Annotated in this window: 14 protein-coding genes; 10 read left to right on the forward strand and 4 right to left on the reverse strand. The window is 72.2% G+C overall.

Annotated elements, in window-relative coordinates:
* Positions 1 to 105: 105 nt before the first annotated feature.
* Positions 106 to 1,278, reverse strand: coding sequence for a hypothetical protein (locus E1293_RS14120; protein WP_207938845.1), 1,173 nt, complete (start codon positions 1,276 to 1,278; stop codon positions 106 to 108).
* Between the two features lie 296 nt (positions 1,279 to 1,574).
* Between E1293_RS14120 and tig the strand changes: the two genes are divergently transcribed.
* The 4 genes from tig (at position 1,575) to clpX (ending at position 6,154) form a co-directional block, all read left to right on the forward strand.
* Positions 1,575 to 3,101, forward strand: a complete 1,527-nt coding sequence (gene tig, locus E1293_RS14125; protein ID WP_132197803.1) for a trigger factor — start codon at positions 1,575 to 1,577, stop codon at positions 3,099 to 3,101.
* A gap of 248 nt (positions 3,102 to 3,349) precedes the next feature.
* A complete protein-coding gene (locus E1293_RS14130) occupies positions 3,350 to 3,982 on the forward strand; it encodes a ClpP family protease (protein WP_132197848.1) in 633 nt (210 codons plus the stop codon).
* Positions 3,983 to 4,022: 40 nt separating this feature from the next.
* Positions 4,023 to 4,706, forward strand: coding sequence for an ATP-dependent Clp protease proteolytic subunit (locus E1293_RS14135; RefSeq protein WP_132197850.1), 684 nt, complete (start codon positions 4,023 to 4,025; stop codon positions 4,704 to 4,706).
* Positions 4,707 to 4,879: 173 nt separating this feature from the next.
* On the forward strand, positions 4,880 to 6,154 hold the full coding sequence (gene clpX, locus E1293_RS14140; protein ID WP_132197805.1) for an ATP-dependent Clp protease ATP-binding subunit ClpX: 1,275 nt from the start codon (positions 4,880 to 4,882) through the stop codon (positions 6,152 to 6,154).
* Between the two features lie 231 nt (positions 6,155 to 6,385).
* Here the strand turns inward: clpX and E1293_RS14145 are convergent, their stop codons facing one another.
* Positions 6,386 to 7,042: a response regulator transcription factor gene (locus E1293_RS14145; protein ID WP_132197807.1), complete on the reverse strand. Its 657-nt coding sequence runs from the start codon at positions 7,040 to 7,042 to the stop codon at positions 6,386 to 6,388.
* Positions 7,039 to 7,836 carry a sensor histidine kinase gene (locus E1293_RS14150; protein ID WP_132197809.1) on the reverse strand — a complete coding sequence of 266 codons (798 nt, stop codon included), beginning with the start codon at positions 7,834 to 7,836 and terminating at the stop codon, positions 7,039 to 7,041. The genes E1293_RS14145 and E1293_RS14150 overlap by 4 nt, the downstream gene beginning before the upstream one ends.
* Positions 7,837 to 8,025: 189 nt before the next feature.
* Here E1293_RS14150 and E1293_RS14155 point away from each other — a divergent pair, with 189 nt between their 5' ends.
* Together E1293_RS14155 and E1293_RS14160 are read left to right on the forward strand one after the other, a co-directional pair.
* On the forward strand, positions 8,026 to 10,647 hold the full coding sequence (locus E1293_RS14155; protein ID WP_243716218.1) for a valine--tRNA ligase: 2,622 nt from the start codon (positions 8,026 to 8,028) through the stop codon (positions 10,645 to 10,647).
* 115 nt (positions 10,648 to 10,762) lie between these two features.
* Entirely contained in the window at positions 10,763 to 11,770 is a 1,008-nt protein-coding gene (locus tag E1293_RS14160; protein WP_132197813.1) for a hypothetical protein, read from the forward strand.
* Here the strand turns inward: E1293_RS14160 and E1293_RS14165 are convergent.
* On the reverse strand, positions 11,742 to 12,944 hold the full coding sequence (locus E1293_RS14165) for a folylpolyglutamate synthase/dihydrofolate synthase family protein (RefSeq protein ID WP_132197815.1): 1,203 nt from the start codon (positions 12,942 to 12,944) through the stop codon (positions 11,742 to 11,744). The two genes, E1293_RS14160 and E1293_RS14165, sit on opposite strands and share 29 nt — an antisense overlap.
* Before the next feature lie 56 nt (positions 12,945 to 13,000).
* On the opposite strand from E1293_RS14165, the gene E1293_RS14170 reads away from it, so the two are divergent.
* The 4 genes from E1293_RS14170 to ndk all read left to right on the forward strand — a co-directional run bounded on the left by E1293_RS14170 (position 13,001) and on the right by ndk (position 16,911).
* Complete coding sequence (locus E1293_RS14170) at positions 13,001 to 14,422, forward strand: bifunctional folylpolyglutamate synthase/dihydrofolate synthase (protein WP_424923627.1); 1,422 nt, start codon at positions 13,001 to 13,003, stop codon at positions 14,420 to 14,422.
* Positions 14,423 to 14,427: 5 nt separating this feature from the next.
* Positions 14,428 to 14,775, forward strand: coding sequence for a DUF4233 domain-containing protein (locus E1293_RS14175; protein ID WP_132197853.1), 348 nt, complete (start codon positions 14,428 to 14,430; stop codon positions 14,773 to 14,775).
* A 127-nt stretch (positions 14,776 to 14,902) separates the two neighbouring features.
* On the forward strand, positions 14,903 to 16,453 hold the full coding sequence (locus E1293_RS14180) for an MFS transporter (protein WP_132197817.1): 1,551 nt from the start codon (positions 14,903 to 14,905) through the stop codon (positions 16,451 to 16,453).
* A 47-nt stretch (positions 16,454 to 16,500) separates the two neighbouring features.
* A complete protein-coding gene (ndk, locus tag E1293_RS14185) occupies positions 16,501 to 16,911 on the forward strand; it encodes a nucleoside-diphosphate kinase (protein ID WP_132197819.1) in 411 nt (136 codons plus the stop codon).
* The last annotated feature ends 82 nt before the right edge of the window (positions 16,912 to 16,993 follow it).

The raw sequence follows: 16,993 nt of genomic DNA on the forward strand, positions 1-16,993 counted from the left end.
GGCGGCACCTCCTCCGGGGGCGGCTCCGGCGCCATGGCCGACGCCCTGCGCCGGGCGGGCCTGGACAAGGGCCTCCCCGGCAAGGACCGCAAGGGCCGCTGAGGACTACTCGCCGAAGCCGCGCCACCGTCCGTCCGAGCCCGTGTCCGTCGGGGCCTGCGGGCGGACGGGCCGGCGCGGCTGCGGCGGTGCCTGGTCGGGACGGCCGTTGTAGGGGCCCTGGCCGAGCGGGTCGTGCGCGTACGGGGAGCGCTGCGGCGGCACCTGCGGCGGCGGTGCCTGCGGGAGCGGTGCCTGCGGCAGCGGTGCCTGCACGAACTGGGGCCCGCCCAGGGCCGGCCCGCCGACCAGTGAGTTGCCGAACGGGTCGGCCGCGGCGGCCGGGTCGGCGGAGTCGGGCGACTCGTCCGGCTCCTCCGGGATCGGCCGGTGCCGGGGGAACTGCAGGACGGCGATCGCGCCCAGCGCCAGCGCGCCGAGCCGCATCGCGGAGTGCGTCACGTCCTGCGGCCACTGCTCCGAGTACAGGAACGTGCCCATGGTCAGCAGGTAGGTCTTCGCGCTCACCGTCATCACGGTGGAGACGATCGACACCCGGCAGCGCTGGAACGCCATCACCATGATCCCGAACCCGATGGCCGCCGCGAGCACCGTCAGGTAGGGCCACGGCGTGGCGGCGATCCGCAGGCTGGTGGCGTGCGCGTCGTCGCTCCACCCCTTGATCGCGAGTTCCGCGGTGCCGACCGGGAAGCCGGAGCTCAGCCCGTAGGCGATGCCGGTCACCGGGCGGGCGTGCCGGCCGTCCGGCCGGTAGTCGCCGAGGACCAGGATCAGCACCGGCACCGCGACCGCCGGGGCGACCACCGCCGCGATCTTCCACAGCGGCACGTCCGCCGAGCTGATCGGCTCGTCCCCGCCGAGCGAGGCGGTCAGCAGCAGGATCGCGGCGCCGATCAGCAGCAGGCTGAGCCATTCCCGGCCGGTCAGCCGCTCGCCGAAGAAGACGAGCGCGATCAGCAGCAGCGGGACGACCCCGGACATGAAGATCGGCACGGCCGTGGACAGCGGCAGGTTCCGCAGCGCCACGATCTGCAGGGTGAGCCCGCCGAGCACGATGGCCAGGCCGAGCAGGAAGATCCAGTTGCTCACGATCGACCAGACCATGTGCGGGATGCGGTTGCCCCGTACAGCGGGCATCCGGTCCGCCGCCAGCTTGAAGACGGCGAACCCGAGGTAGTAGAGACCGGTCGCACTGAAGGCCGCGGCTATCCCGTTCATCCCGGACGAGTATGGGGGTTCCGGTGCTTATTGTCACTGCCGGTGCGGCGCCGTTGACGCGGATTCGCCGGGGTCGCGTGCGTCCGATGTCCGCACCCGGCGCCGCTACCCCATAGACTTGGCCGCGCGTAGGCGCGGAAGCCGTATTTCGGCGTGCCCGCGCCGCTGAGAGACTGACCGGCCGAGCAACGTGGCGCAGCTCCGCTGCGCGGCGGCCGAGGGCTCGCAGGCACACAGGTACAGAACGCGTCGAACGCCGCGGCCGAGACAGCGCCCGATCAAGGAGACCGACCCCAGTGAAGACCGATGTCGAGGAGCTGACCCCCACCCGGGTCAAGCTCACCGTCGAGGTTCCGTTCGACGAGCTCAAGCCGAACCTCGACAAGGCGTACAAGGAGATCTCGCAGCAGGTGCGGATCAAGGGCTTCCGGCCCGGCAAGGTCCCCGCCCCGCTGATCGACAAGTACGTCGGCCGGGGTGCGGTCCTGCAGGAGGCGGTCAACGACGCGCTTCCCGAGCTGTACGGCCGCGCCGTCGAGGAGTCCGAGATCTTCGTGCTCGGGCAGCCCGACGTCGAGGTGACCGAGCTGGAGGACGGCACCCAGTTCGCGTTCACCGCCGAGGTCGACATCCGGCCGAAGTTCGAGGTGCCCGACTACGACGGCCTCGAGGTCGTCGTGGACGACGCCGAGGTCACCGACGAGCAGGTCCAGGAGACCATCGACAACCTGCGCGAGCGGTTCGCGTCGCTGACCGGCGCTGAGCGCGCCGCCGAGGAGGGCGACTTCGCCACCATCGACATGGTCGCGAAGATCGACGGCGAGGAGGTCGAGGACGCCTCCACGACCGGCTACTCCTACGAGGTCGGCAGCAAGTCCGCCATCGAGGGCCTGGACGACGTGCTCGTCGGCCTCGCCGCGGGCGACGACAAGACGTTCACCAGCGCCCTGCCCGGCGGCGAGCACGCCGGCGAGGACGCCGAGATCACCGTCACGGTGCAGAGCGTCAAGGTGAAGAACCTGCCCGACCTGGACGACGAGTTCGCCCAGCTCGCCAGCGAGTTCGACACGATCGACGAGCTGCGCGACGACGTCCGCACGCGGCTCGGCCGCCAGGTCAAGATGCAGCAGCTGTCCGAGGCGCGCGACAAGGCCCTCGAGGCGCTGCTGGAGAAGGTCGAGATCCCGCTCCCCGACAAGGTCGTGGAGGAGGAGGTCGACCGGCGCAACCAGCAGCTGGAGCAGCAGCTGCAGATGGCCGGCATGTCCAAGGCCGACTACCTCAAGGAAGAGGAGAAGTCCGAGGAGGACTTCGACTCCGACGTCGCCGACGCCGCCCGGCTCGCGGTCAAGGGCGGGTTCGTGCTCGACCAGCTCGCCGTCCAGGAGGAGCTGAACGTCGAGAACGAGGAGCTCAGCGAATACGTCGTCTCGCAGGCGATGCAGATGGGCGTGCAGCCGCAGCAGCTCGCCGAGTACCTCACGCAGAACAACCAGCTGCCCGCGATCGTCTCGGAGGTGCTGCGCAGCAAGGCGCTGAACCTCGTCGTCGAGCACGTCACGGTCAAGGACGAGTCCGGCAACGAGATCGACGTCGACGCCGTCCAGCGCGAGCTGAACGGCGAGACCGAGACCGCCCAGGCCGAGGACGAAGCGGACGCCGCCGAGGAGACCCCCGCGGACACGTCCGAGACCCCCGCGGAGACGGCTGAGACCCCCGCGGAGACGGCTGAGACCCCCGCGGAGACGGCTGACGCCGCCGCTGAGGAGGCCCCCGCCGCCGAGGCGAAGGACGACCAGGAGACCGAGGCCAAGGACGCCTAAGACGTTCTGGACGTTCTCCCGCACATCGGGCACGCCCCGCATCCGTACGACGGGTGCGGGGCGTCCCGCGTCGGGGGGTGCGCGGGCCGCCGGGCCGGCGAGAACCGTCCCGTCCGCGCGAGTCGGGCGGGACGCCACGGGTACGCCCCTGGCGAAAAGCCGGGCCCACGGGCTTAAGCGGGCCCGTGAGCGCGTTAATGTCCAAGCATCCGAACCGATTAAAAGGACCGGAGGAACACCGGGTGAGCATGCCTCCGACTTTCGACGAGTCGTCGCGTATCCAGGCGCGGGGCGCCGAGGCGCCCCTGTCGCCCCTGGGCGACCAGCTGTTCCAGCGGCTGCTCCGCGAGCGCATCGTCTTCCTCGGCCAGCAGGTCGACGATGACATCGCCAACCGCATCTGCGCCGAGCTCCTGCTGCTGTCGGCCGAGGACGGCCGCCGCGACATCACGATCTACATCAACTCGCCAGGCGGTTCCGTCACCGCCGGCATGGCGATCTACGACATCATGAAGTACGTCCCGAACGACATCGTCACGGTGGGCATGGGCCTGGCCGCGTCGATGGGCCAGTTCCTGCTGTGCGCCGGCACCACGGGCAAGCGCTACGCCCTGCCGCACGCGCGGATCATGATGCACCAGCCGTCCGGCGGCATCGGCGGCACGGCCTCCGACATCAAGATCCAGGCCGAGCAGATGCTGTATGTGAAGAAGACGCTCGCCGAGAAGATCGCCGAACACACCGGCCAGTCGCTCGACCAGATCGAGCGCGACTCCGACCGCGACCGCTGGTTCACCGCCGACGAGGCCAAGGACTACGGGTTGGTGGACCACGTGGTGCTCAGTGCCACCCAGGTGCCCTCCGAGGGCACCGTCTCCTGACGACCTGAACACTTATCGGAGGCACACAGTGAGCGACCTCATGCGACCCGGATTCAGCGATCTGGTCCGCCCCGGCGTGCACGCGGGCGGATCCCCGAAGCCGGTCGACGACCGCTACATCATTCCGTCGTTCGTCGAGCGCACCACGTACGGGGTCAAGGAGATGAACCCGTACAACAAGCTGTTCGAGGAGCGCATCATCTTCCTCGGCGTGCAGATCGACGACGCGTCCGCCAACGACGTGATGGCCCAGCTGATCACGCTGGAGTCCATCGACCCGGACCGCGACATCAGCATCTACATCAACTCGCCCGGCGGCTCGTTCACCGCCATGACGGCGATCTACGACACGATGCAGTTCGTCAAGCCCGACATCCAGACGGTCTGCATCGGCCAGGCCGCGTCCGCCGCGGCGGTGCTGCTCGGGGCCGGCACGGCGGGCAAGCGGGCGGCGCTGCCCAACTCGCGGATCCTGATCCACCAGCCCGCGACCGAGGGCACCTACGGCCAGTCCAGCGACATCGAGATCCAGGCCCGCGAGATCATGCGGATCCGCGAGCTGCTGGAGACGATCCTGGCCGAGCACAGCGGCAAGGCCATCGAGGAGGTCCGCCGCGACATCGAGCGCGACAAGATCCTCACCGCGGACGAGGCGAAGGACTACGGTCTCATCGACGACGTCTTCGCCAGCAGGAAGCGGAAAGCAGAGGTAGTGTCGTCCTGAGACGGCACCAGGACGAGGGAGTCCCCGAGCCCGGCCGTCACACTTCCGGGCGAGGGGCTTTCCAAGTCCGCTGGAGGCGGTAACGTCGAATCCAACGTCGTAAGCCTTCGGGACGCAATCCAGCTGCGCCGCATCCTTCAAGGCGGGCGGCCCCACGAAAAGGAGACGGTTGGGTGGCACGCATCGGCGACGGTGGTGACCTGCTCAAGTGCTCGTTCTGCGGGAAGAGCCAGAAGCAGGTCAAGAAGCTCATCGCGGGTCCGGGCGTGTACATCTGCGACGAGTGCATCGATCTCTGCAACGAGATCATCGAGGAGGAGCTCTCCGAGACCTCCGACCTCAAGTGGGACAACCTGCCCAAGCCGCGGGAGATCTACGAGTTCCTCGACTCCTACGTGATCGGGCAGGACACGGCGAAGAAGGCGCTGTCCGTCGCCGTCTACAACCACTACAAGCGGATCCAGTCGGGTGACGCCGGCAGGGACGACCCGGTCGAGATCGGCAAGTCGAACATCCTGCTGCTCGGCCCCACCGGATCCGGCAAGACGCTGCTCGCGCAGACGCTCGCGAAACTGCTCAACGTCCCGTTCGCCATCGCGGACGCCACGGCGTTGACCGAGGCCGGCTACGTGGGGGAGGACGTCGAGAACATCCTCCTCAAACTGATCCAGGCGGCCGACTACGACGTCAAGAAGGCCGAGACCGGGATCATCTACATCGACGAGGTCGACAAGGTCGCCCGCAAGAGCGAGAACCCGTCGATCACGCGGGACGTCTCCGGCGAGGGCGTCCAGCAGGCCCTGCTGAAGATCCTGGAGGGCACCACCGCGAGCGTCCCGCCGCAGGGCGGCCGCAAGCACCCGCACCAGGAGTTCATCCAGATCGACACCACGAACGTGCTGTTCATCTGCGGTGGCGCGTTCGCCGGCCTGGAGAAGATCGTCGAGTCCCGGGTCGGCAAGCAGGGCATGGGCTTCGGCGCGCAGATCCGCTCCAAGTCCGACTTCGACGAGTCGTCCGCCGTGCTCGGCGACGTCATGCCGGAGGACCTGCTGAAGTTCGGGATGATCCCGGAGTTCATCGGCCGGCTCCCGGTCATCACGTCGGTGCACAACCTCGACCGCGAAGCCCTCATCAACATCCTGACCGAGCCGAAGAACGCGCTGGTGCGCCAGTACCACCGCCTCTTCGAGCTCGACGGGGTCGACCTGGAGTTCACCGACGACGCGCTTGAGGCCATCGCCGACCAGGCCATCCTGCGCGGCACCGGTGCCCGCGGCCTCCGCGCCATCATGGAGGAGGTCCTGCTCTCTGTGATGTACGAGGTCCCGAGCCGCCAGGACGTCGCCCGCGTCGTCATCACCCGCGAGGCCGTCCTGGAGCACGTCAACCCGACCCTCGTCCCGCGCGACCGCCCGAAGCGCGAACCCCGCGAGAAGAGCGCCTGAACAGCGGAATGCGCGACGCCCCGGCCGGGGGCGTCGCGCGTTCCAGGCATGTGTCCGCGCCCAGCGGCGACTGTTCGAAGCGGCCTCAGCCACGCACGCGAGCGCGCCACCTGACCGGTGAGGCGAAGCCGGAGGCCAGCCTCACCGGGAGGATCGCGAAGCGATTCGCGTTCGCACCAGGCCAGGTCACGGAGCGAGCCGCTAGGCGAGCGTCGTGGGCCTGGACTGCGATCAACGCTGCGTGGATTCGCCGAGGCCGGCTTCGCGGGCGACGACGATGGCCTGGGCGCGGTCCGCGACGTGCAGCTTCATGAAGATGTTCGAGACGTGGTTGCGGACGGTCTTCTGGCTGAGGAAGAGCGTCCCGGCGATCTCGGCGTTGTTGCGGCCCTGCGCGATCAGTTCGAGGACCTCCCGCTCCCGCTCGGTGAGCTCGGGGAACGCGGCCTGCCGCGGGTCGGGCATGTCGGTGAAGTAGGTGAGCACCCGGCGCGCGATCTCGGGGCCGTAGATGGCCTCGCCCGCCGCGACCGCCTTCACCGCGCGGGCGATCTCCTCGGCGCCCGACTCCTTCAGCAGGTAGCCGCGGGCGCCGGCGCGCATCGCCGCGAAGACGGAGTCGTCGTCGCGGAACATCGTCAGCACCAGCACGCCGATGCGCGGGCTGGTGCGGGTGATGGTCCGGGTGGCCTCGATGCCGTTGCCGCCGGGCATGTGCAGGTCCATCACGACGACGTCCGGCTGCAGATCGGCCGCCAGCTTCACCGCTTCCGGCCCGTTCTCGGCCTCGCCGACGACCTCCACGCCGAGTGCCTGCAGCAGCCCCTTCAGCCCCTGCCGGAACACCGGGTGGTCATCGGTGATGAGGACCCGGATGGTCTCCGTCATCTCCCGCCCTTTCCGGTCGAGGGACGATGATACCCGGCGGCGGTCTCCGCGGCGGCGACCGGGAGGCGGACGGTGACGACGGTGCCCCCGCCGTTGCGGGAGGCGATGACGCAGTTTCCACCGACCTCGGCGGCCCACTCCTTCATCGAGGCCAGGCCGTGCCGCGGCCGCGGCTGCCCGCCGTTGCGGGCGGCGTCCGGCAGGCCGGGGCCGGTGTCGGCGACCATGAGATGCAGTTCGCTGTCGCGGCTCAGCCGGACCATCGCGGTGCTGTCGGGGGCGTGCAGCCGGACGTTCGTCAGCGCCTCCTGCGCGATCCGGTACGCGGCGACCTCCACGGCGGCGGGCAGCCCGGCGGGCTCTCCGTCGAACCGGACGTCCACCCGCCCGCCGCAGCCCTCCGCGAACGACTCGATGGCCGCGACGAGGCCGAGGTCGTCCAGCGCGGGCGGCCGCAGCCCGTGCGCGAGGTCCCGGATCTCGCCGACGGCGGTCGCGAGCCGGTTCCGGACCTCGGCGAGCAGCGGATCGGTCCGCTCCGGCTCGCAGGCGAGCGTGATGCGCGCCGCGTCCAGCGACATCGCGAGGCTGGCGAGGGTCGGCCCGAGCCCGTCGTGCAGGTCGTGCCGGAGCCGCCGCCGCTCCTCCTCCCGGGTGGCGAGGATCCGCTCCCGGGAGCGCTGCAGGTCCGCGGTGAGGGTGCGGAGGTGAGGGAGGGTCGCGGCACGCGCCGCCACGGCCCCCGCGGTGAACGCGCCGGCCAGCACGGCGGCGCGTGCCAGTACCGCTCGCATCCCGTCCCTCACCTTCCGCCCCGACGCGGGCCATTGACACCACCCTTTCCGGCGGGGCGGCCCGGTGTCAGGTGACCTGTGTCCCGACCGCCACGGGAAAACGCTCTCTGGGACGGTTCGACGATGCTTCCCGGCGGTTCGCGGCGTCCCGGGCGCCGCACTCCCGCGGTCCCCGTAGAATCGTCAGCCGTGACACAGCCCAGCACTGAGCGCGGCCAGGGGGCCGCCGCGGACGTCGACCTGCCCACCCAGTACCGACCGGCCGATGTCGAGGGCCGGCTCTACGAGCGGTGGGTATCGGCGGGGCTGTTCACCGCCGACCCGGCGCGCGCCCCGCAGAGGCCCGCGTTCTCGATCGTGATCCCGCCGCCGAACGTCACCGGTTCGCTGCACATGGGGCACGCCCTCGACCACTCCATCCAGGACACCCTCGTCCGGCGGCGCCGCATGCAGGGCCACGAGACCGCGTGGGTGCCCGGCATGGACCACGCGGGCATCGCCACGCAGAACGTGGTGGAGCGCGAACTGGCCAAGGAGGGCGTCTCGCGGCACGACCTCGGGCGCGCCGACTTCCTCGAACGGGTCTGGCAGTGGAAGGCGGAGTCCGGCGGCCGGATCCTCGGCCAGATGCGCCGCCTCGGCGACAGCGTCGACTGGACGCGCGAGGCGTTCACGATGGACGACGACCGCGCCCGCGCCGTCCGGACGATCTTCAAGCGGCTGTTCGACGACGGGCTGATCTACCGCGCCGAGCGCATCATCAACTGGTGCCCGCGCTGCCTGACGGCCCTGTCCGACATCGAGGTCGAGCACGACGAGGTCGACGGCGAGCTGGTCTCCCTCCGGTACGGGGCGGGCGACGACGAGATCGTCGTGGCGACCACGCGGGCGGAGACGATGCTCGGCGACACCGCCGTGGCCGTCCACCCGGAGGACGCCCGCTACGCGCACATGGTCGGCCGGGAGATCGAGCTTCCGCTGACCGGCCGCCGCATCCCGGTCGTCGCCGACGAGCACGTCGACCCGTCGTTCGGCACCGGCGCGGTCAAGGTGACCCCGGCGCACGACCCGAACGACTTCGAGATCGGACGCAGGCACGCGCTGCCGTCCCTGTCGGTCATGGACGAGCGCGGCATCGTCACCGCGCCCGGCCCGTTCGAGGGGCTCGACCGGTTCGAGGCGCGCCCGGCGGTCGTCGCCGCGCTGCGGGAGCAGGGCCGGATCGTCAAGGAGGTCCGCCCGTACAAGCACTCGGTCGGGCACTGCCAGCGCTGCTCCACGGTCGTCGAGCCGCGCGTGTCGCTGCAGTGGTTCGTGAAGGTCGAGTCGCTGGCGCGGGCCGCCGGCGACGCCGTCCGCGACGGCCGCGTGAAGATCCACCCGCCGGAGATGGCGGCCCGCTACTTCGAGTGGGTCGACAACATGCACGACTGGTGCATCAGCCGGCAGCTGTGGTGGGGGCACCGCATCCCGGTCTGGTACGGGCCGGACGGCGAGGTCGTCTGCCCGGCCCCCGGCGAGGAGCCGCCCGCCGGCTGGACGCAGGACACCGACGTCCTCGACACGTGGTTCTCCTCCGCGCTGTGGCCGTTCTCCACGCTCGGCTGGCCGGACGAGACACCCGAGCTGAAGCGGTTCTATCCGACGTCCGTCCTGGTGACGGGCTACGACATCCTGTTCTTCTGGGTCGCCCGCATGATGATGTTCGGGCTGTACGCGATGGACGGCGTCCAGCCGTTCGACACGATCGCCCTGCACGGGATGGTGCGCGACCAGTTCGGCAAGAAGATGTCCAAGTCGTTCGGGAACGTCGTCGACCCGCTCGACTGGATCGAGCGCTACGGCGCCGACGCGACCCGCTTCACGCTGCTGCGCGGCGCGAATCCTGGCGGCGACGTCCCGGTGGCCGAGGAGTGGGCACAGGGGTCGCGCAACTTCTGCAACAAGCTGTGGAACGCGACCCGGTTCGCGCTCATCAACGGCGCGCACGTCCGCGGCGAGATGCCTGCGGAGGTGTCCACCGTGGACGCCTGGATCCTGTCGCGCCTCCAGGCCGTCGTCTCCGAGGTGGACGCGCACCTGGAGTCCTACGACTTCGCCAAGGCGTGCGAGGCGCTCTACCACTTCGCGTGGGACGAGGTCTGCGACTGGTACGTCGAGCTGGCCAAGGTGCAGCTCGCCGACGACCGGGCCGAGGCGACGCGGCGTGTGCTCGGCGAGGTGCTCGACAACCTGCTGCGGCTGCTGCACCCGGTCGTCCCGTTCGTCACCGAGGAGCTGTGGACGTCCCTCACCGGCGAGGAGACGGTCGTCACCGCGCCGTGGCCGGCCGCCGACACGGGCCGGGCGGACGGCGGCGCCGAGCAGCTGGTCGGCTCGCTCCAGCGGATGGTGACCGAGGTGCGCCGCTTCCGCGCCGACCAGGGGCTCAAGCCGGGCCAGCGGGTCGCCGCGCGGATCGAGTGGAACGGCTCGGCGCTGCACCGCCACGAGGACGGCATCCGCGCGCTGCTGCGCCTCACCGAGCCGGGCGACGCCTTCTCCTCGACGGCGTCCCTGCCGGTCGAGGACCTGAAGGTGTACCTCGACACGGCCGGCGTCATCGACGTCGCCGCCGAGCGCAAGCGGCTGGAGAAGGACCTGGCCGCCGCGCGCAAGGAGGTCGACCAGGCGCGCCGCAAGCTCGGCAACGAGGCGTTCATGGCGAAGGCGCCCGAGGCGGTCGTGGCGAAGAACCGGGACCGGCTCGGCCAGGCGGAGGCCGGCATCGCCCGCCTGGAGGCGCAGCTCGCCGCGCTTCCGGCCGGCTGACCCCGGCGCCGGTGCGACGCCGACACGGCGATCTTTCCCCGCGGCGAGGGCCCGCGCGGTTACGATCCGGTTGGGCTCGCGGGCTTTTGGCGGTACTTGAACCATCGGGAGTGCAATGGCCGAATCACTTCACCGATCCGGCGGTGCGGACTTCACGTCCGGCGATGACCGGGACGCGGCGCAGGCCGTGGCGAACGGCGGCGCACCGGAGCCGGCCGCGGTGCCCTTCGGCGGTGCGCGCCCGTGGTGGTCGTCCGACTCCGGCGACGGGACGGGCCCGCACGGGATGGTGAACGGCACCGGCCCGCAGGTCCTGCCCCAGCCGCGGGACGGGTCGGGCCCCTACCAGGTCGTCGCGGGCGGTACCGGCCCGATCCCGGTGGCGCACGGGTCGGGGGCGCATCCGATCGTGGGCACCGGGCCGCACCGGGCCGTCCCGGGCGGCTCCGGCGCGCATCCGGTGGTCCCGAACGGCACCGGCCCGATCCCGGCGATGCCCGGTGCGCCCGCGGTGCGCCGCCGGCGGCCGCCGAGGCTGCTGCTGATCGCGGGCGGCGCCGTGGTCGCGGCGGTGGTCCTGATGGCGGGGGCGCTGGCCTTCCGGACCGACGGCGGCCCGGCGGCGAAGAAGGACGCCCGCACGACGGCCGTCCCCGCGTCCGGGAAGGTCATCGAGGCGGGCGCGGCGGCCGGGGGACTGCACCGGGACCGCCTGACCTCCCCGCAGGCGAGCGAGGCGTACCCGTTCATCGCGGGCGCGGTCGAGGCGGGCGGTGTGCCGGTCGCCGAGCACGGCATGGCCGTCTACAGCGAGGAGCCGGTGCGCCGGGTCAACGTCCTGTTCGCGGGCGGGACGGGCCGGATCGGCAATGCCGCGGACTTCCTGCAGAAGGCGCAGCCGAGCACGTTCATCGCAGGCCAGGACGCCGACCCCGGCGGGGCGGGCGGGAAGTCCGTCTGCGGGACGTTCGCCGTCCTCGCCGAGACCCACACGTACTGCGCGTGGGCGACCGAGGACTCCTACGGCATCGTCGCGTCCAACCGTCCGACGGTGAACCCGCAGTTCCCGCTGATGGCCGACGTGATGCGCCGTATCAGGAAGGACGTCGAGAAGCCGAAGTGACATAGAGGCGCTCGGTGTCGGCGTCCACGGCGTCCAGGACGAGCCCCGTGAAGTAGACGGTGCCGACGACGACAACGCGATGCCCGAGTGTGGCGAGCGCTTCGGGTGTGATGGCGGCGGAGTCGACGACGTCCCAGCCGGGCGGCAGGGGATGGGTGAAGCGCAGGTGCGGCATCGGCAGCCGCACGAACGTCACGGGCAGCGCGCCGAGTTCGAGGACGGCTCCGTCCAGGTCCTTGTGGTCGGGCAGGCAGACGACGACGTGGTCGATGGTCCCCCAGGTCTCCCGCGCGGCGGTGAGGGCGGCGGCGACGCCGGTCCGGTCGATGGCGGAGTCGACGAGCAGCCTGGTCGCCGATCCGGGGACGTCATGCCAGGACAGCCGGCCCGGCAGGACGATCGAGGACAGCACGTCGCGGAGCCTGCCCGCCGCCGGTTCGGTCGCGCCGGGGAGACGGCGGGCGGCGGCCGCGCCGAGTTCGGCGCCCGCGCGTCCCAGCCCGGGGGGCAGCAGATCGTCCGGCAGGCCGCTGCCGCCCGCCGCGACGAACTCCACGGTCCCGAGGACCTCGGTGACCTCGGCCGACTGAGGCACCGACAGGACGCGCGCGTCCGGCCCCGCCACCCCGAGCTTCTCCGCGGCGATCTCCGCCGCCGTGTCGCCGAGCACCCCGGCGTGCTCGCGGAAGATCGGCGTGATCGCGGCGACGGCGGGCGGGAAGAGGCTGACCTCGTCCGACCGTCCGCCCATGCCGGCCTCCAGGACGAGCGCCTCCGCCCCGGCGCGGCGTGCGTGCAGGACGCCCGCGATGGTGAACAACCCGGACGGCGACAGATAGCCGTTCGCGGGCGGCGGAAGCGCGGCGACGGCCTCTTCGAGAACGTCCGCCAGAAAGGCGAGTTCGGTTTCCGACACGGCACGCCCGCCTAGTCTGATCCGGTCGCGGTCGCTGCGAAGTCCGGGACTTGTGACGGTGCACACACGAAGGCCGGCCGCGCTGAGAAAGGCCGACGCATAGGTCGCGGTCGTGCCCTTTCCTTTGGACCCCACAACGGTCAGCACGGGAACGTCCGGCGGCAGGAGGCCGAGCGCGCTCGCGAGGGCACGGGCCCTTTCCAAGTCGCGGGTCTCGCCCGGCGCGCGCCGCTCCCACTCGCGGTAGAACACTTCCACGCCTCCAGTGTGACCCCGGGCGGGGACACCGGAACCGCCGAGTAGGCTCTGAGACCGTGAGTCAGGTAACCGAGCCGTCCGAGTACAGGGCCACCGTCGGCGCGATCATGGGACGCGGGGTCGAGTGGGAGATCGACCCGACCCTCGACCGGATCGCCGATCTGGTCGACGTCCTGGGCGAGCCGCACCGTGCGTACCCGGTGATCCACATCGCGGGGACGAACGGCAAGTCCAGCACGGCCCGGCTGATCGAGGCGCTGCTGCGCGAGCGCGGCCTGCGCACCGGGCTCTACACCAGCCCCGAGATGACGACGCTGCGCGAGCGCATCGCGATCGACGGGGAGCCGCTCAGCGAGGAGCGGTTCGTCGAGGCGTTCAACGACGTCCTGCCCTACCTCCAGCTGATCGACGGCAAGCACGCGGCGCGGCTGTCGTTCTTCGAGGTCCTCACGGCGATGGCGTTCGCGGCGTTCGCGGACGCGCCGGTCGACGTGGCGGTGGTCGAGACCGGCATGGGCGGCGTGTGGGACGCCACGAACGTCGCGGACGGCGCCGTCGCCGTGATCACCCCGATCGGCCTGGACCACACCCGCTACCTGGGCGACACGCTGGAGCAGATCGCCGGCGAGAAGGCCGGCATCATCAAGCCCGGCTCGGTCGCGGTGGTGGCGCAGCAGCCGGTCGAGGCGGCCGAGGTGCTGCTGCGGCGGATCGTGGAGACGGGCGCGGCGGTGGCGCGCGAGGGCATCGAGTTCGGCGTCCTCGGCCGCGACGTCGCCGTCGGCGGCCAGCAGCTCAGCCTGCGCGGCCTGCACGGCGTCTACGACGAGGTCTTCCTGCCGCTGTTCGGCGACCACCAGGCGAGCAACGCCGCGACGGCCCTCGCCGCCGTGGAGGCGTTCGCCAGCGGCGCCCCGACCAGGGGAGAGCCGAACCTGGAGGCCGCGACCCGCGTCGCGCCCGGCGAGAGCTACCTCGGCGGCGACGAGGGGCAGCTCGACCCCGCGCTGGTCCGCAGCGGGTTCGCCAAGTCGGCCTCGCCGGGCCGGCTGGAGGTCGCCCGGACGAGCCCGACCGTCCTGCTGGACTCGGCGCACAACCCGGCCGGGATGGCGGCGAGCGTCGCCACGATCACCGAGTCGTTCGGCTTCACCCGGCTCGCCGGGGTCCTCGCGATCGCCGCCGACAAGGACGTCGCCGGGGTCCTCGACCAGCTCGAACCCGTGCTGGAGGAGCTGGTGGTGACCCGCAACTCCTCCCCGCGCTCGATGCCGCCCGAGGAGCTGGCCGAGCTGGCCGAGAGCGTGTTCGGGCCGGAGCGCGTCCATGTCGCCCCGCGCCTGGACGACGCCATCGACCGGGCGATCGGCCTGGCCGAGGAGACCGGCGAGTACCGCGGCGCCGGCGTCCTGATCACCGGTTCGGTGGTCACGGCGGGCGACGCCCGCACCCTGCTGCGCGTCGAGGAAGGCCGGTGACGACCATGAGCCGCACGGAGACCGCCGCGAACCCGGCCCGGAGGCTGTTCGCCACGGTGCTGGCGTGCGAGGCCATCGTGATCGCGCTGGCGATCCCGGTGGCGGTGGCGGTCCTGGACGTGGACGGCGCGACGGCCGGCGGCGTGTGCGGGGGACTGGCCGTGGTCTGCCTGGTGCTGGCCGGGCTGCTGCGCTTCCCGTGGGCGATCCCGGCGGGCACCGTTCTGCAGGTGCTGATCATCGCGACCGGCTTCATGGTCCCGGCCATGTTCTTCCTCGGTGTCCTTTTCGGGGCGCTTTGGGGGACGGCCTTTTGGCTGGGACGCAAGGTGCGGACCGCCCAGCCGCGCTAAATTCGCGGGGGACGGCACCATTGCGCCCGCCGATTCTCGCGAATTCCATTTATCCGGTTAATTTGGACATCTTTCTCTTTCGGGAAATTGCGCGTGCGGCGGACGACCACGTCCGAAGGAGCAGGCCGTGTCCTCGCACGCACGCCGGCACCCGCCCGGCGCCCTCGCCACCGAGCCGCCCGCGCATCCCGCGCCCTCCGCGCCCTCCGCGCCCTCCGCGCACCCCGATCCCGCCGGCGGAGCCGCCGAACGGGCGGTGCGGCGCCGGCTCGGCACGCTCGGCGCCCTGCTGCTGACGTGCACCGCGGTGCCCGCCGCCGTCCTGGTCGTGCCCGACGCGTCCGGCAACGTCGTCCCCGCCGCCGCGAGCGCCCTCGAACTCGGCGACGCCGAGATCCCCGCGCTGCTGCGCGCCACCGGCCTGTCCCTGCCGGCCCTGCTGGTCACGGTGCCGCTGGCCGCCGTCGCCGCGCGCCGGCTCCCCGCCTGGGGCGTCCTCGTCGCGGGCCTGGCGGCCCTGCTGTCCGGGCTCGGCGCCGCGAAGTTCGCCCACTCGGTGCCCCTGGTGGAGGCGGTCCGCACGGTCCAGGGCGCCGGCGCGGGAATCGTCCTGCCCGCCACCCTGGTCCTCGTGTGGGAGCGGCGGAACCGGGAACTGTCCGCCGTCTGGGCGGGTGTCCTCGCGGGCGCGCTCATCCTCGCGATGCCGCTCGCGCTGCGGGCCGTCCCGATGCCCGCCGACGGCACCGCCGTCCGAGACTGGCACGTCGCGCTGGCCCCCTGCCCGCTGCTCGCGGTGGCGGCCGCGGCCGCCGCGCTCGCCTACCCGGTCCTGCGCGGGCGCGGCCACCGGCGGCTGCCCAGGGCCCGGCACACCGAGCGCGGCCAGCTCCTCCTCCCGTTCGTCCCCGCGGCGGGCTTCGCGTTCCTCGCCGTCGTCGCCGCGGACGGGTGGTCGCCCGGCGCGCGGCTCCTCGTCGCCGGGCTCGCGCCGCCCGCCCTCCTCGGCCTCGCCCTCACCGGCGGCCGGGACGCGACCGCGGGCAGCCCGTTCGGCTGCGCGGTCGTCATGATCGCGACCGGCCTGCTCGGCTACCCCGTCGCGGCCCCGCTGGCCGGGCTCAGCGCCACCGGCGCCCGCCTGGAGGGCGCGGGCGCGCCGCTGCTCCCGTTCGCCGCGGCGGCCGCGGCGGCGCTCGCCGGGGCGCTCGCCGCCACCCGCGCCGCGCCGCGCGCGGCCGTCCCCGCCGGCTACCTCCTCATGATCGTGGCGGTGCTGCTCGCCCTCGCGACCGGCGCGCACGACCGCTGGGCCCTCCTCGCCCCGCTCACCGCCCTCGGCGCCGGCGCCGGGCTGGCCCTCGCCGCCTCGCTGCGGGACGCGAGCGCCGGCGCCGCCCTGTTCGGCCTCTCGCTGTGCTTCCCCGCCCTCCTCGCCGGGCAGCTCCTCGTCCTGTCGCTGCAGGCGGCCCGGCTCCAGCGGCTGCGCCCGGTCACCGACGCCCAGCAGCTGTACGCCCTGCTGGAGGGCTACCGCAGCTGGCTCATCGTCGCCGGGACGGCCGGCGCGCTCCTCGCCGGCGCCACCGCCCGGCTGTGCGCCGGACGCGCCGAAAGGGTCCGCGCGGGCGCCGCACGACCGTCCCGGAATGCGGCTCCGGGCCCGCGAGCCGGGTAGTATTCGCGCGCTCACCGAAACCCGAAATTCGTCGAGGAGAACCACCCGTGTCCGAGCGCACTCTTGTCCTGGTCAAGCCCGACGGCGTCCGCCGCGGCGTCGTCGGCGAGGTCATCTCCCGGATCGAGCGCAAGGGCCTGACGCTCGTCGCGCTGGAACTGCGCACCCTCGCCCGCGAGACCGCCGAGGCCCACTACGAGGAGCACTCCAGCAAGCCGTTCTTCGGCGACCTGGTCGAATTCATCACCGGCGGCCCGCTCGTCGCGATGGTCGTCGAGGGCCCGCGCGCCATCGAGGCGTTCCGCGCCCTGGCCGGCGCGACCGACCCGGTCAGCGCCACCCCCGGCACCATCCGCGGCGACTTCGCGCTGGAGATCGGCGAGAACATCGTGCACGGCTCCGACTCGACCTACTCGGCCGACCGCGAAATCAAGCTTTTCTTCCCCGAACTCGGTTAGGCGGGGGCGGCCGCCGGAAACCCGGCGTTCGACACACGCGGGCCGGATCATCCGGCCCGCGTTCCTTTAACCGAAACGGGGC

The organism is Actinomadura darangshiensis (assembly GCF_004349235.1).
Lineage (GTDB): Bacteria > Actinomycetota > Actinomycetes > Streptosporangiales > Streptosporangiaceae > Spirillospora > Spirillospora darangshiensis.

Coding starts and splice junctions, on each gene's coding strand:
- E1293_RS14120 (WP_207938845.1), bottom strand. CDS start 1,278: ATGAACGGGATAGCCGCGGCCTTCAGTGCGACCGGTCTCTACTACCTC.
- E1293_RS14130 (WP_132197848.1), top strand. CDS start 3,350: ATGCCTCCGACTTTCGACGAGTCGTCGCGTATCCAGGCGCGGGGCGCC.
- E1293_RS14135 (WP_132197850.1), top strand. CDS start 4,023: ATGCGACCCGGATTCAGCGATCTGGTCCGCCCCGGCGTGCACGCGGGC.
- E1293_RS14145 (WP_132197807.1), bottom strand. CDS start 7,042: ATGACGGAGACCATCCGGGTCCTCATCACCGATGACCACCCGGTGTTC.
- E1293_RS14150 (WP_132197809.1), bottom strand. CDS start 7,836: ATGCGAGCGGTACTGGCACGCGCCGCCGTGCTGGCCGGCGCGTTCACC.
- E1293_RS14160 (WP_132197813.1), top strand. CDS start 10,763: ATGGCCGAATCACTTCACCGATCCGGCGGTGCGGACTTCACGTCCGGC.
- E1293_RS14175 (WP_132197853.1), top strand. CDS start 14,428: ATGAGCCGCACGGAGACCGCCGCGAACCCGGCCCGGAGGCTGTTCGCC.